The organism is Streptomyces sp. NPDC054840, assembly GCF_053611065.1.
The window spans coordinates 1-12,405 of sequence record NZ_JBSGZP010000160.1; the positions used below are offsets into that span (position 1 = coordinate 1).

General features: G+C 70.2%; 16 protein-coding genes. 4 read left to right on the forward strand and 12 right to left on the reverse strand.

What is annotated here, in order from left to right:
* Nucleotides 1-60: 60 nt before the first annotated feature.
* The 5 genes from ACWGIU_RS14415 to ACWGIU_RS14435 form a co-directional block, all read right to left on the reverse strand.
* Complete coding sequence (locus ACWGIU_RS14415; protein WP_453705672.1) at nt 61-1,383, reverse strand: dicarboxylate/amino acid:cation symporter; 1,323 nt, start codon at nt 1,381-1,383, stop codon at nt 61-63.
* Between the two features lie 369 nt (nt 1,384-1,752).
* Complete coding sequence (locus tag ACWGIU_RS14420; protein WP_453705693.1) at nt 1,753-2,022, reverse strand: DUF4229 domain-containing protein; 270 nt, start codon at nt 2,020-2,022, stop codon at nt 1,753-1,755.
* 155 nt (nt 2,023-2,177) lie between these two features.
* Nucleotides 2,178-2,702 (reverse strand): N-acetyltransferase family protein, encoded by a 525-nt coding sequence (locus ACWGIU_RS14425; protein ID WP_453705674.1) that lies wholly within the window; start codon nt 2,700-2,702, stop codon nt 2,178-2,180.
* A 150-nt stretch (nt 2,703-2,852) separates the two neighbouring features.
* Complete coding sequence (mqnE, locus tag ACWGIU_RS14430; RefSeq protein ID WP_453705676.1) at nt 2,853-4,016, reverse strand: aminofutalosine synthase MqnE; 1,164 nt, start codon at nt 4,014-4,016, stop codon at nt 2,853-2,855.
* Nucleotides 4,017-4,080: 64 nt separating this feature from the next.
* Nucleotides 4,081-4,536, reverse strand: coding sequence for an Lrp/AsnC family transcriptional regulator (locus tag ACWGIU_RS14435; protein ID WP_030710106.1), 456 nt, complete (start codon nt 4,534-4,536; stop codon nt 4,081-4,083).
* A gap of 123 nt (nt 4,537-4,659) precedes the next feature.
* Between ACWGIU_RS14435 and ACWGIU_RS14440 the strand changes: the two genes are divergently transcribed.
* Nucleotides 4,660-4,797, forward strand: coding sequence for a hypothetical protein (locus ACWGIU_RS14440; protein WP_453705697.1), 138 nt, complete (start codon nt 4,660-4,662; stop codon nt 4,795-4,797).
* On the opposite strand, the gene ACWGIU_RS14445 is transcribed toward ACWGIU_RS14440, so the two are convergent.
* Complete coding sequence (locus tag ACWGIU_RS14445; protein WP_453705677.1) at nt 4,794-5,483, reverse strand: UbiX family flavin prenyltransferase; 690 nt, start codon at nt 5,481-5,483, stop codon at nt 4,794-4,796. The two genes, ACWGIU_RS14440 and ACWGIU_RS14445, sit on opposite strands and share 4 nt — an antisense overlap.
* An 85-nt stretch (nt 5,484-5,568) precedes the next feature.
* On the opposite strand from ACWGIU_RS14445, the gene ACWGIU_RS14450 reads away from it, so the two are divergent.
* Nucleotides 5,569-6,165: a rhomboid family intramembrane serine protease gene (locus ACWGIU_RS14450; RefSeq protein ID WP_453705678.1), complete on the forward strand. Its 597-nt coding sequence runs from the start codon at nt 5,569-5,571 to the stop codon at nt 6,163-6,165.
* A 217-nt stretch (nt 6,166-6,382) separates the two neighbouring features.
* Here ACWGIU_RS14450 and mqnP read toward each other — a convergent pair whose 3' ends face one another.
* The 3 genes from mqnP to ACWGIU_RS14465 are packed head-to-tail and all read right to left on the reverse strand — an operon-like array spanning nt 6,383 to nt 9,248.
* Nucleotides 6,383-7,306: a menaquinone biosynthesis prenyltransferase MqnP gene (mqnP, locus tag ACWGIU_RS14455; protein ID WP_453705680.1), complete on the reverse strand. Its 924-nt coding sequence runs from the start codon at nt 7,304-7,306 to the stop codon at nt 6,383-6,385.
* A complete protein-coding gene (locus tag ACWGIU_RS14460; RefSeq protein WP_453705682.1) occupies nt 7,303-7,794 on the reverse strand; it encodes a hypothetical protein in 492 nt (163 codons plus the stop codon). Before ACWGIU_RS14460 ends, mqnP begins: the two co-directional genes overlap by 4 nt.
* Nucleotides 7,791-9,248 (reverse strand): menaquinone biosynthesis decarboxylase, encoded by a 1,458-nt coding sequence (locus ACWGIU_RS14465; protein WP_453705683.1) that lies wholly within the window; start codon nt 9,246-9,248, stop codon nt 7,791-7,793. The genes ACWGIU_RS14460 and ACWGIU_RS14465 overlap by 4 nt, the downstream gene beginning before the upstream one ends.
* 88 nt (nt 9,249-9,336) lie before the next feature.
* On the opposite strand from ACWGIU_RS14465, the gene ACWGIU_RS14470 reads away from it, so the two are divergent.
* Nucleotides 9,337-9,723 (forward strand): PLD nuclease N-terminal domain-containing protein, encoded by a 387-nt coding sequence (locus ACWGIU_RS14470; RefSeq protein ID WP_453705685.1) that lies wholly within the window; start codon nt 9,337-9,339, stop codon nt 9,721-9,723.
* 138 nt (nt 9,724-9,861) lie between these two features.
* Here ACWGIU_RS14470 and ACWGIU_RS14475 read toward each other — a convergent pair whose 3' ends face one another.
* Nucleotides 9,862-10,230 carry a cupin domain-containing protein gene (locus tag ACWGIU_RS14475; protein ID WP_453705687.1) on the reverse strand — a complete coding sequence of 123 codons (369 nt, stop codon included), beginning with the start codon at nt 10,228-10,230 and terminating at the stop codon, nt 9,862-9,864.
* Nucleotides 10,231-10,364: 134 nt separating this feature from the next.
* On the opposite strand from ACWGIU_RS14475, the gene ACWGIU_RS14480 reads away from it, so the two are divergent.
* Nucleotides 10,365-10,787 carry a MarR family winged helix-turn-helix transcriptional regulator gene (locus tag ACWGIU_RS14480; protein WP_453705695.1) on the forward strand — a complete coding sequence of 141 codons (423 nt, stop codon included), beginning with the start codon at nt 10,365-10,367 and terminating at the stop codon, nt 10,785-10,787.
* Between the two features lie 73 nt (nt 10,788-10,860).
* On the opposite strand, the gene ACWGIU_RS14485 is transcribed toward ACWGIU_RS14480, so the two are convergent.
* Together ACWGIU_RS14485 and ccsB are read right to left on the reverse strand one after the other, a co-directional pair.
* A complete protein-coding gene (locus ACWGIU_RS14485; protein WP_453705689.1) occupies nt 10,861-11,364 on the reverse strand; it encodes an SRPBCC domain-containing protein in 504 nt (167 codons plus the stop codon).
* Nucleotides 11,365-11,389: 25 nt separating this feature from the next.
* Nucleotides 11,390-12,405, reverse strand: a 1,016-nt coding sequence (gene ccsB, locus ACWGIU_RS14490; protein ID WP_453705691.1) for a c-type cytochrome biogenesis protein CcsB, incomplete at its 5' end; no start/stop codon positions are given.

Below are 12,405 nucleotides of genomic sequence, written 5' to 3' on the forward strand. Positions count from 1 at the left end.
GGGCGGGGGCTGCGGCGAGCGGCATGCGCTGCTGTGCCGTGCCGTGCGGCGAGGTGCGGATCAGGCCGCGACCACGACCTGCTCGGCGGCGGCGGGGGCGGGCTCGTCCAGCGGGGAGGCCGAGGCGGAGGCGTAGGCCTCCTTGTCCAGGATCCCCTCGCGGGCCGCGACGATGACCGGGACCAGGGCCTGGCCGGCCACGTTGGTGGCGGTGCGCATCATGTCCAGGATCGGGTCGATCGCCAGCAGCAGGCCGACGCCCGCGAGCGGCAGGCCCAGCGTGGACAGGGTCAGCGTCAGCATGACGGTGGCGCCCGTCAGGCCGGCCGTGGCCGCGGAGCCGATGACCGAGACGAAGACGATGAGCAGGTACTCCTTGATGCCCAGCTGCACGTCGAAGATCTGCGCGATGAAGATCGCGGCGAGCGCCGGGTAGATCGCGGCGCAGCCGTCCATCTTGGTGGTGGCGCCGAACGGGACGGCGAAGGAGGCGTACTCCTTCGGGACGCCGAGGCGCTCGGTGACCTTCTGGGTGACCGGCATGGTGCCGACGGAGGAGCGGGAGACGAAGGCCAGCTGGATGGCGGGCCAGGCGCCCTTGAAGAACTGCAGCGGACTGACCTTGGCGACCGTCGCGAGCAGCAGCGGGTAGACGCCGAACATCACGAGGACGCAGCCGATGTAGACGTCGGCGGTGAAGGTCGCGTACTTGCCGATCAGGTCCCAGCCGTACGTGGCGATCGCGGTGCCGATGAGGCCGATGGTGCCGATCGGGGCGAGGCGGATGACCCACCACAGGGCCTTCTGGAGCAGCTCCAGGGCGGACTCGGCGAGGTCGAGGACCGGCTTGGCCTTGGCGCCCAGCTGGAGGGCGGCGATACCGGCGACGACGGCCAGGAAGACGATCTGAAGGACCTTCAGCTCGGTGAAGGGCGTGACGATGTCCGTCGGCACGATCCCGGTGAGGAAGTCGATCCAGGAGCCGGTCCGCTTCGGGTCCTTGCCGTCGGCCGCGGTGAGGCCGGTGCCGGAACCCGGGTCGGTCAGCAGGCCGATGGCGATGCCGATGCCGACCGCGATCAGCGAGGTGATCATGAACCAGAGGAGGGTGCGGGAGGCGAGGCGCGCCGCGTTGTTCACCTTCCGCAGGTTGGTGATCGACACCAGGATCGCGAAGAAGACGAGCGGGGCGATGGCCAGCTTCAGCAGCTGGACGAAGAGGTCGCCGGTCTTCTCCAGGGTGGTGGCGAGCCAGCTGATGTCCTGGCTGCGGGCTATCCAGCCCAAGAGGACACCGAGGGCGAGACCGGTGACGATCTGGGCCCAGAAGGGAAACTTGAACGAGGCCTTGGCAGGGGCCTGGGGGGTCGCGGACACGGACACTCTCCGGAGGTGGCGCACGAAGACAGGGGGGAAGTACTGCGGTGGTGAAGCGGTGCGGCAGCAGCCAGAAGGGCCGGCCGGGACGGCTGCTGTATCGATTCAGCTCAACAGCAACAGGCCGCGGACGCGCGGCGGCAGAGGTCGACGTGCAGGCGCGTCACGAGCGGAACGCTCGCGATCATGGGGTGCGCAACTGTGGTCGACATGCTGAACACGCTAACACCTCCCCTTTGAGAAACTCAAAGGGGCGCTTTGAGACAACGGCGCACGAGGCCCTCTTGCGCAGGCCCGGAAAACACCACCGCCCCAGCGTTACGGGCGGTGTACCCGATGCTGGGGCGGTTCGGTGTGTGAGGAAACCGGCGGAGGTTACGAGGCGCGCGCCGCGTCGTCCGCCCGGTCCTCCTGGCTGCGGTTGGCGGCGAGCTTTTCCTTCGCACCCGCGACACGCCCGGAGATCTGCGTGGACATCTCGTCGCGCTGCTTGCGCAGCAGGACGAAGGAGAGCGGGGCGGAGATCACGATGGCGAGCAGGACGACCCAGGCGGCATTGGCCTCCCCGAGCCCCGCGGGCACCCAGCCGAGCCGGACGAGGCCCGCGACGGCGACGAGGCATCCGACGAAGATGCCCAGGCGCATCGCGGTGTAGCGGATCGTTGCGCTCGGCTTGCGGGACACGGTGACCCCTTCTCTCTCGTCATGGTCTGCGGCGGCTGGTGCTGGTGCCCGTCCAGTGAAGCACGCCGGGACCCGGCCACCGCCCTCCGGGGTGCGGCGGCGGGCCCGACGGCACATCAGTGCAGCGGCAGCAGCATCGTGATGTCGTCGCGGTCGTCGCCCGGGGCCACCCGGATGGCGCCGGGGACGCGGCCGACCTCCTTGTAGCCGCAGGCGGCGTAGAAGTGCTCCAGCCCCAGACCACCGCGGCAGCCGAGGCGGATGGCATCGACGCCGTCGAGCGTGCGGGCGGCATCGGCGACGCCCTCCATCAGCGCGCGGCCGGCGCCCCGGCCCTGGAGGTCGGGGTGGACCATGACCGTGTAGACCCAGATCCAGTGGCGCTGCAGCCGGTGCGTGTTGAACGCGAGGAACGCGGCCGCCCCGACCCGGCCGTCCCGGTCGAGCCCCACGAGCAGGCGGTGACGGCCCTCGGCCAGGGCGACGAGGTGCTTGACCAGCTCGGGCCGAATGTCATCGCGGGTGACGGGCGGTACGAAGCCGACGGCTCCGCCGGCATTGGAGGCATCCGCCCAAAGGTCGACGAGGCCCTCGCGCAGGGTGGGGTCGACGACCGGATCGAAGGTGAAAGTAAGGGTCACGGATCAAGATTAGTCATTACTTGTGCGAGGGGCAACGGAAAACGGGGCACTCCGCGCCCCCGCCGTACGGCCTTCCCGGACACCGGAACGCCGAAAAGCCCCGGTCCACGGGGGACCAGGGCTTCCGGCGGCTCGAACCGGCTCGGCGCGTCAGACGCGCATCGCCTGCGGGGTCTCGCGCAGGCTCGCGTCCGGGCCGGGGTACTCGCGGATGATCTCGTAGCGCGTGTTGCGCTCGACCGGGCGGAAGCCCGCCTCCCGGATCAGCTCCAGCAGATCCTCACGGCCCAGCTTGTTCGGGGTGCCGTAGTTGTCCGCGTCGTGCGTGATCTTGTACTCGACGACCGAGCCGTCCATGTCGTCCGCGCCGTGCTGCAGCGCGAGCTGGGCCGTCTGCACACCGTGCATCACCCAGAAGACCTTGACGTGCGGCACGTTGTCGAAGAGCAGTCGCGAGACGGCGAAGGTCTTCAGCGCCTCGGCGCCGGTCGCCATCGTCGTACGCGCCTGGAGCTTGTTGCGTACCTTGCCGTCCTGCATGTCCACGAAGTCGTGCTGGTAGCGCAGCGGGATGAAGACCTGGAAACCGCCGGTCTCGTCCTGGAGCTCGCGCAGCCGCAGCACGTGGTCCACGCGGTGGCGCGGCTCCTCGATGTGCCCGTACAGCATGGTCGAGGGGGTCTTGAGACCCTTCTCGTGCGCGAGCCGGTGGATGCGCGACCAGTCCTCCCAGTGGGTGCGGTGGTCGACGATGTGCTGCCGGACCTCCCAGTCGAAGATCTCCGCGCCGCCGCCGGTGAGCGATTCCAGGCCGGCCTCGATCAGCTCGTCGAGGATGTCGGAGGCCGACATCCCCGAGATCGTCTCGAAGTGGTGGATCTCGGTCGCCGTGAACGCCTTCAGCGAGACGTTCGGCAGCGCCTTCTTCAGCTCGGAGAGCGAGCGCGGGTAGTAGCGCCACGGCAGGTTCGGGTGCAGACCGTTGACGATGTGCAGCTCGGTCAGGCTGTCGTTCTCCATGGCCTTGGCCAGGCGCACGGCCTCCTCGATGCGCATCGTGTACGCGTCCTTCTCGCCCGGCTTGCGCTGGAACGAGCAGTACGCGCACGAGGCGGTGCACACGTTCGTCATGTTGAGGTGCCGGTTGACGTTGAAGTGGACGACGTCACCGTTCTTGCGTGTGCGCACCTCGTGGGCGAGGCCACCGAGCCAGGCCAGGTCGTCCGACTCGTAGAGGGCGATACCGTCCTCACGGGTCAGCCGCTCGCCGGAGCGGACCTTCTCCTCCAGCTCACGCTTGAGCCCAGCGTCCATGTACCGGTCGCCTCCTCTAGATGCCTCTGTCTGCCTGTCCTGCAAACCCTGCCCAACCGTACTCTCAGGCTTCCTCGGGCAGCTCCCCGACCCGGTTCTCCCACTTGGTGGAGAGCACGATGGTGGTGCGGGTGCGCGAGACGCCCTTGGTGCCGGAGAGCCTGCGGATGATCTTTTCCAGGCCGTCCACGTCGTTGGCGCGCACCTTCAGCATGAAGGAGTCGTCGCCCGCGATGAACCAGCAGTCCTCGATCTCGTTGAGGTCGCGCAGCCTGCGGGCCACGTCCTCGTGGTCCGCGGCGTCGGACATGGAGAGTCCGATCAGCGCGGTGACGCCGAGGCCGAGCGAACGCGAGTCCACCGTTGCGCGGTAGCCGGTGATGACCCCGGCGGTCTCCAGTCGGTTGATGCGGTCGGTGACGCTGGGGCCGGAGAGGCCCACGAGACGGCCCAGCTCCGCGTACGAGGCACGACCGTTTTCCCGGAGTGCCTGGATGAGCTGCCTGTCCACCGTGTCCATTTACGTGGAGCCTTCCATTATTCGGCGATCCTGCGAGTTTAGGTATAGAATCTAAGGCACACAGGGTCAACACCCTGTGAAATCTTTCAGCTGATCAATGACGATCTTCAGGAGTGGTTCACCGTGCTCACGATCGAGATGGCCTACGCACACATGCGGGAGCTCCAGGAGCTGGCCAACCGATCCCGTGCCCACCAGCCCGCCGCGGCCCACCGCGTCGACAAGGCCCGCAAGCCGCTCGGCCGTCGCAAGAAGGCCTAGTCACCGGCGCTTGCCTCCCGGGGAGTACGGGAGCCTCCCAGCTCCCCCTCCCAACGGCGGTACAGCCGGTGCGGCACCCCTGCCGCGTCCAGCACCCGCCCCGCGACGAAGTCCACCAGATCCTGGATGTGCGTCGCACCCGTGTAGAACGCCGGAGAGGCGGGCAGTACGATCGCGCCCGCCTCGTCCAGCGCCACCAGATGCCGCAGCGTCTGCCCGTTCAGCGGGGTCTCCCGCACCGCGACCACCAGCCGGCGCCGCTCCTTGAGCGTCACGCTCGCCACGCGCTGGAGCAGGTCCTTCGACAGTCCCAGTGCCACCCCCGCCACACAGGCCGTGGACGCGGGGACGACGAGCATCCCCTTCACCGGGTACGAGCCCGAACTCGGGCCCGCCGCCAGGTCCCCCGCACCCCAGTACCGGACGTCGTCCAGCTCCGGGCGCGCGAAGGTCCCGGGCTTCCCGTCGGCCCCGCGCCCCAGCCACTGCGTCAGGTCCTCGCGCCAGTGCGCGTCGCGGAAGGCGATCCCGGTCTCGTCCAGCAGGGTGAGGCGCGAGGCGCGGCTCACCACCAGGTCGACACTCTCCCCCGCGGCCAGCAGCCCGCGGAGCACCGCCGCCGCGTACGGCGTCCCGGATGCCCCGGAAACCCCGACCACCCACGGGGTGCGCTTGCGCTCAGTCATACCTCCGAGACTATCCGGCCACCGCCGGTGGGCACTCAGTAAGGTGGCCGGACGTTCCCGTGACGGGACGAGCGAGGGGGCGAGGATGAGCACGACGGTGGAAGCGGGCTGGACACAGCTCGACCGGGCCAAGGCGGCCGGGAAGCTGATGGCCGGCTGGGTCGCCCTGTTGTGGCTGATCGAGCTGGTGGACCTGGCCACCGGCCATGCACTGGACGGTTACGGGATCATCGCCCGTGAACCGGACGGGCTCACCGGAATACCGCTCGCGCCCTTCCTCCACTTCGGCTTCGACCATCTGGCGGCCAACAGCGTCCCGCTGCTGGCCCTCGGGTTCGTCGCCGCCCTCAGCGGCATCCGCCGCTTCCTCGCCGTCTGCGCCGCGGTCACCGTGGTGGACGGGCTGGGCGTCTGGCTGGTCTCCCCGTCGGACAGCATCACGGCGGGCGCCTCGGGCCTGATCTTCGGCCTCTTCGGCTACCTGCTGGTCCGCGGCTTCGTGGAACGGCGGCCGCTGGGCGTGGTGGTGGCGGTGGTGATCGCCGCCGTCTGGGGCGGCACGGTCTTCCTCGGCGTCCTGCCGACCGACTCGGGCGTCAGCTGGCAGGGCCACCTCTTCGGCCTGCTGGCCGGCGCGGCGGCGGCCTTCGCCTTCCCCCGCCGCGCGCCGGCCCTCAGCTGACGACGGAGGGGTCGACGGGCAGGGCGGCGGTGTCCACGGAGATCTTGCCGATGCCGGTCTCGACCACGACCGTCTCCCCGTAGGAGATGACGTCCCGGCCCCGGTGACCGTCCGGCCCCGGGTTCCGCAGGGTGGTGCACTGCGCCTGGTACGAATCGAAGATCAGGTGGTGCGGGATGCCGCGCCGGGAGCAGGCCCGGCCCTGGCCGCACGCTGCTCAGAAGGTCAGACCCCGGACCACGAGATCCAGCAGGGCACACACGAACAGGGCGATCCCGATGAAGCCGTTGACCGTGAAGAAGGCGCGGTTCAGGCGGGACAGGTCGTGCGGCTTCACGATCGTGTGCTCGTAGAGGAAAGCGGCGACGACGACCGCCAGGCCGGCCCAGAACAGCCCGCCCGCGTCCGTGGCCAGCGCGTACCAGGCCAGCAGGGCCGTGGTCACGACGTGCGCGCCGCGCGCGCCCCAGAGGGCGGCCGGGACGCCGAAGCGGGCCGGGACGGACCTGACGCCCTCCGCACGGTCGGCGGCCACGTCCTGGCAGCCGAAGATCAGGTCGAAGCCGCCGATCCACACGCCCACCGCCAGGCCCAGGACGACCGCGTCCCAGGACCACTCACCGGTGACCGCGAGCCAGGCCCCGACCGGGCCCATGGCCTGGGCCAGACCCAGGATGGCGTGCGGGAAGTTCGTGAACCGCTTGCCGTACGGGTAGACCACCATCGGGATCACGGCGACCGGCGCGAGCGCCAGGCACAGCGGGTTCAGCAGCGCCGCCGAGCCGAGGAAGACCAGGAGCGCGATCCCGGCGCCGGTCCAGGCCGCGCGGACCGACACCGCGCCGGTGACCAGCTCACGGCCGGCCGTGCGCGGATTACGGGCGTCGATCTCGCGGTCGATGATCCGGTTGGCGGCCATCGCGAAGGTCCGCAGCCCCACCATGCAGATGGTGACGAGCAGCAGGACGCCCCAGTGGACGCTCCGGTCGAGCTGGAACATCGCGGTGAACGCCGCGATGTAGGCGAAGGGCAGAGCGAAGACCGAGTGCTCGATCAGCACGAGCCTCAGGAAGGCCTTGACCTTCCCCGCCTGCGGCGCGGCGGGCCCTGGACCGAGGACCCCTTCGGCGGCCGATGTCATACGACGCTCCGGTGGAACTCGACGACGTGCGCGCGGACGTCTTCGACCGGGAGCGTGCCGAGCTCCACGTCCAGGGGTCCGGTCTGCGGCCCCGGGGTCTGCGCTCCGGCCGGCGGTACGACCCGGGCGCTCAGGGAGACGCGGTCGTCACCGGCGCGGGTGACGGAGAGGACGATGATGCCGTCGGCCAGTTCGAGTTCGGCGTCGCCCGTGCCGGCCAGCGCGTACAGCAGCTCGTCCGCGAAGACCGCGGCCTCGCCGTCGGTGAGCTCGGGCAGCTCGAAGGTCCGCCCCTCGCCGTCCGTGCGGTCGGCCATGACCTGCCAGATGCCGGACTCCCCGGCGAACTCCTCGGGGGTGACCCCGGCCTGCTCGGCCACGAGGCGCAGCCCCGGGTCGTTCACGTCGAGTTCGGGGCGTACCAGTGCCACGCAGGGCGTGCCGTCGCCCAGGAACAGGGCGGGGCCGCCCGCAGCGATCGGGCTCACAGTCCGTACTCCTTCCAGCGGCGGTCCACGAGGGCGGCGGTGTCCGGGTCGGACTCGACCATGTCGGGCCAGCCGCCGTCGCGGGTGTAGCCCTCCTCGGGCAGTTTCCTGGTGGCGTCGATACCCGCCTTGCCGCCCCAGAACTGCTGGTACGAGGCATGGTCCAGGTGGTCCACCGGTCCTTCGACGACGGTGAGGTCGCGGGAGTAGTCGGTGTTGCCCAGGGCCCGCCAGGAGACCTCGTGCAGGTCGTGGACGTCGCAGTCCTTGTCGACCACGATGATCAGCTTGGTCAGCGACATCATGTGCGCGCCCCAGACGGCGTGCATCACCTTCTGGGCGTGCTTCGGGTACTTCTTGTCGATCGAGACGATCGCGCAGTTGTGGAAGCCGCCCGATTCCGGGAGGTGGTAGTCCACGATGTCCGGCACGATGATCTTGAGCAGGGGCAGGAAGAACCGCTCCGTCGCGCGGCCGAGCGGGCCGTCCTCGGTCGGCGGCCGGCCGACGACGATCGACTGGATGAGCGGCCGCTTGCGCATGGTCACGCAATCGATCTTCAGGGCCGGGAAGGGCTCCTGCGGGGTGTAGAAGCCGGTGTGGTCGCCGAAGGGACCCTCCGGGAGCATCTCGCCGGGCTCCAGCCACCCCTCGATCACGACCTCCGCGTGGGCCGGGACCTGGAGCGGGACCGTCTTGCAGTCGACCATCTCGATCCGCTTGCCCGCGACGAAGCCGGCGAAGAGGTACTCGTCGATGTCGCCCGGCAGCGGCGCGGTGGACGCGTAGGTCACCGCGGGCGGGCATCCGAAGGCGATCGCGACCGGCAGCCGCTCGCCCTTCGCCGCGGCGACGGCGTAGTGGTTGCGGCTGTCCTTGTGGATCTGCCAGTGCATGCCGATGGTGCGCTTGTCGTGGCGCTGGAGCCGGTAGAGGCCGAGGTTGCGCACGCCCGTCTCGGGGTGCTTGGTGTGGGTCAGGCCGAGGTTGAAGAAGTCGCCGCCGTCCTTGGGCCAGGTGAAGAGGGCCGGGAGCTGGTCGAGGTCCACGTCGTCGCCGGTGAGGACGACCTCCTGGACGGGCGCGGAGTCGCCCTTCACCTTCTTCGGCGGCACGTGCACCATCGAGCCGAGCTTGCCGAAGGCCTCGCGGACCCCGATGAAGCCCTGCGGGAGCTCCGGCTTCAGCAGGCCGCCGATCTTCTCGCTGATCTCGCCGTACGACTTCAGGCCGAGGGCCTTCAGGAGGCGGCGGTCGGTGCCGAAGACGTTCATGGCCAGCGGCATCGCCGAGCCCTTGACGTTCTCGAAGAGGAGCGCCGGGCCCCCCGCCTTGTTCACTCTGTCGACGATCTCCCCGACCTCCAGGTACGGGTCGACTTCGGCCTTGATGCGCTTGAGGTCGCCTTCTCGCTCCAGAGCCCGGAGCAGCGAGCGGAGATCGTCGTAAGCCATAGGGGCAGTATCCGTCACCGGCTACGCTGGGCCTGTCACCGGGGCCGTCGAATCGCACCCCGCCATTGCTTCAAGGGGGCCGTTCCGCATGATCAGGGCGCTGATGTTCATCCTGCCGCTGGCGCTGACGATCTACGCGTTCATCGACTGCCTCAACACCCCCGAGGACGAGGCCAAACACCTCCCCAAGGTCGTCTGGGTCATCATCATCCTGCTCTTCTGGATCGTCGGCCCGATCGTCTGGTTCGCTGCGGGCAAGCTGCGCCGCCCCCCGGCCAACGGCCGTACGCCCGCCGAGTGGCACCGCAACCACCGCCACGAGTGGGTCGCCCCGGACGACAACCCGGAGTTCCTCAAGTCCCTTCGTGAGGAGAACAAGAAGGACGAGGCCCTCCTCAAGGACTGGGAGGCGGACCTGCGCCGCCGCGAGGAGGAGCTGAAGCTGCGCGAGCAGGGCGAGGACAAGGACGGCTGACGGAGCTGCGGCTCCCGCCGGCGCCGGCCCGGCCCGCCCCGGCCCCCCTCGGCACCTTCTGAAGGTGCGTGATCGGCGGGGTCGCGCCGGATCGGTCGGCTGCGGATGTGTGCGCGGGCGCGTGATGCTCGCGCCGGCTCACTCCGCCCAGGGAAGGGTTCGGGACCCCTCGGTGCCGGGGACGGATACGACCCCGTCCGCACGCATGGCCACGTACGCCTGGAAGGACTCGGTGGCGTGGATCCGGCGCGGTACGTCCGGGGGCAGGACCATGGTCTGGCCCGCGGCGACCTTCTCGGTGCGGCCGCCGTCCCAGATCACCTCCAGGGAGCCGGCGGTGAGCGTCCAGACCTGTTCGCGGCTGACGGAGTGCTCGGGGCCGGTGACGCCGGCGGCCATGTCGACGTGCCAGGTGCTGAGCTCGGAGCTGCCCCGGCTGGGGGCTGCGAGTCCGGTCATCGTGGCGTTCGGGGTGACGGTGACGTTGTCGGGGGAAGCGGCGATCACGTGCAAGAGAGAGCCCTCGTTCCGATTGAGTCAAGTACCTTTACTCGCATGAGTAAAGCAGCTTGTCTCGCTCGTGTCACCATGTTTCCGTGACCACACACCGAAGCGACGAGGGCATCGAGCTGACCTTCCTCATGGGGCTCGGCTTCCAGCTGCTGCTGGGCGAGTTCACCCGGAGGGTGGCCGAGGCCGGGTACACGGACCTGCGCCCCCTGCACGGCATGGCCTTCCAGGCCCTCAAGGGGCCGGGCGCCACCGCCAGCGAGCTCGCCGAACGGCTCGGGGTGACCAAGCAGGCCGCCGGGCAGATCGTCGACGACCTGGAGAAGCGCGGCTACGTCCGCCGCGAGCCGCACCCCGAGGGGGGCCGCCGCAAGCTGGTGGTGCTCACCGCCGCGGCCACCGACCACCTGGCCGTCGCGGGCCGGATCCTGCACGAGCTGGAGGCCGAACTGGCCGGCGCCGTGGACCTCGGGGCGCTGCGGGGCGAACTCGGCCGCCTCGTACGGGTGCTCAATGGCGACGGCCCACTGCCGGCCCTGCGGCCGGTGTGGTGAGCCACCGCCGGGAGGACCGGGGCCCCCGATCCTGGGCACACCCACCCCTCGAACGCCGCCGAGGCTCGATTCGCTACGCCCGGGAGAAGGACGCGTACGCCTCGCGCAGCTCCGCCCAGCGGGTGTCCGTCCAGGCGGACCAGTCCGCCGGCCGGCCGGCCAGGGCGGAGTCCAGCAGCTCGAAGTGCTCGTGCCAGTCCGCCAGGCAGTCCAGGCGCTCGTCCTCCGTCCCGCCCCGCTCGTTCACGAACCGGATCACGGTCGAATCGGTCCCGACGGCCTCCAGGTGGAAGCGGACCCGGCCGTGCTCGGTGAGCGTGTACTCCACGACGCGCTCGACGTCCCAGGCGGTGATGCGGCCCGTCGTCACCGTCCCGGTGTTCAGCCGGCGCAGCGTGACGGCCCCGCCGAGCCGGCGCTCCAGGACGTCGGCCGCGGCCAGCCAGCCGCGGAGCCCGCGCGCCGTGGTCAGGGCGGGCCAGAGCACCTCGTAGGAGTACGGCAGGTGCAGCTCGAAGCGGAGCAGCCAGTGGTTCTCGCCGCGCTGCTCGCTGGTGGCATGGCTCACGAGAGTCATGCCACCAGCGTCCCACTCCCGCCGGTCAGACGCCCGCGTACGAGTGCTTGCCGCTGAGCAGGATGTTCACGCCGTAGTAGTTCCAGATCCAGCAGGCGAAGGCGAAGAGCGCGAGGTACGCGGCCTTGCGGCCCTTCCAGCCGGCGGTGGCGCGGGCGTGCAGGTAGCAGGCGTAGGCCACCCAGGTGACGAAGGACCAGACCTCCTTGGGGTCCCAGTTCCAGTAGCGGCCCCAGGCGTCGCCGGCCCAGATCGCGCCCGCGATGATCGTGAACGTCCACAGCGGGAAGACGGCCGCGTTGATGCGGTACGAGAACTTGTCGAGGGAGGCCGCCGAGGGCAGCCGCTCCAGCACCGAACTGCGGAACCTGCCCGGCGTGCGGCCCGCCTCCAGCTGGCTCTCGTAGGAGTCCCGGAAGAGGTAGAGGACCGCACCCGCGGCGCCGATGTAGAAGACCGCGCCGCAGAAGATCGCCGTGGAGACGTGGATCCACAGCCAGTACGAGTGCAGGGCCGGGACCAGCTGGTCGCTGTCGGTGTAGAGCCAGGTGACCGCGATGCCGAGGTCCAGCAGGACGGTGGTGACCAGGATCAGGCCGAGCCAGCCGACGTTCTTCTTCAGGGCGAGCAGCACCAGGTACACGCCGACGGCCACCGTGGAGAAGGTGATCGAGAACTCGTACATGTTGCCCCAGGGGGCCCGCTCCACCGACAGGGCGCGGGCGACCACGCCGGCCGCCTCGACGAGGAAGGCGAGCGCGGTCAGCGAGACCGCGATCCGCCCGTACAGGTCGCCCTGCACGGTGCCGCCGGCGGCGCCGGGGCCGTCCGGGACGTCGCGGGTGCCGGCGGCGGAGCGGGTGGTGACCTTGGGCTGGTCGAGGACGGCGGTGGCCCCGGCCTTGCCGCGGACCTGCACGGCGGGGGCGGCCGCTGCCGCTCCGGCCGCCGCGGCCTCCTCGGCGCCGGTCAGCGCGGCGGCGGTCCGGCCCACCTTGCTACGGCTGCCGAAGGTCCACTCGGCGATGTGCGCGAAGAAGG

Bases quoted from the DNA above. Each gene is read 5' to 3' on its own strand.
- ACWGIU_RS14420 (WP_453705693.1), bottom strand. From the start codon at position 2,022: ATGCGCCTGGGCATCTTCGTCGGATGCCTCGTCGCCGTCGCGGGCCTC.
- mqnE (WP_453705676.1), bottom strand. From the start codon at position 4,016: ATGGACGCTGGGCTCAAGCGTGAGCTGGAGGAGAAGGTCCGCTCCGGC.
- ACWGIU_RS14435 (WP_030710106.1), bottom strand. From the start codon at position 4,536: ATGGACACGGTGGACAGGCAGCTCATCCAGGCACTCCGGGAAAACGGT.
- ACWGIU_RS14445 (WP_453705677.1), bottom strand. From the start codon at position 5,483: ATGACTGAGCGCAAGCGCACCCCGTGGGTGGTCGGGGTTTCCGGGGCA.
- ACWGIU_RS14450 (WP_453705678.1), top strand. From the start codon at position 5,569: ATGAGCACGACGGTGGAAGCGGGCTGGACACAGCTCGACCGGGCCAAG.
- mqnP (WP_453705680.1), bottom strand. From the start codon at position 7,306: ATGACATCGGCCGCCGAAGGGGTCCTCGGTCCAGGGCCCGCCGCGCCG.
- ACWGIU_RS14465 (WP_453705683.1), bottom strand. From the start codon at position 9,248: ATGGCTTACGACGATCTCCGCTCGCTGCTCCGGGCTCTGGAGCGAGAA.
- ACWGIU_RS14470 (WP_453705685.1), top strand. From the start codon at position 9,337: ATGATCAGGGCGCTGATGTTCATCCTGCCGCTGGCGCTGACGATCTAC.
- ACWGIU_RS14480 (WP_453705695.1), top strand. From the start codon at position 10,365: ATGGGGCTCGGCTTCCAGCTGCTGCTGGGCGAGTTCACCCGGAGGGTG.
- ACWGIU_RS14485 (WP_453705689.1), bottom strand. From the start codon at position 11,364: ATGACTCTCGTGAGCCATGCCACCAGCGAGCAGCGCGGCGAGAACCAC.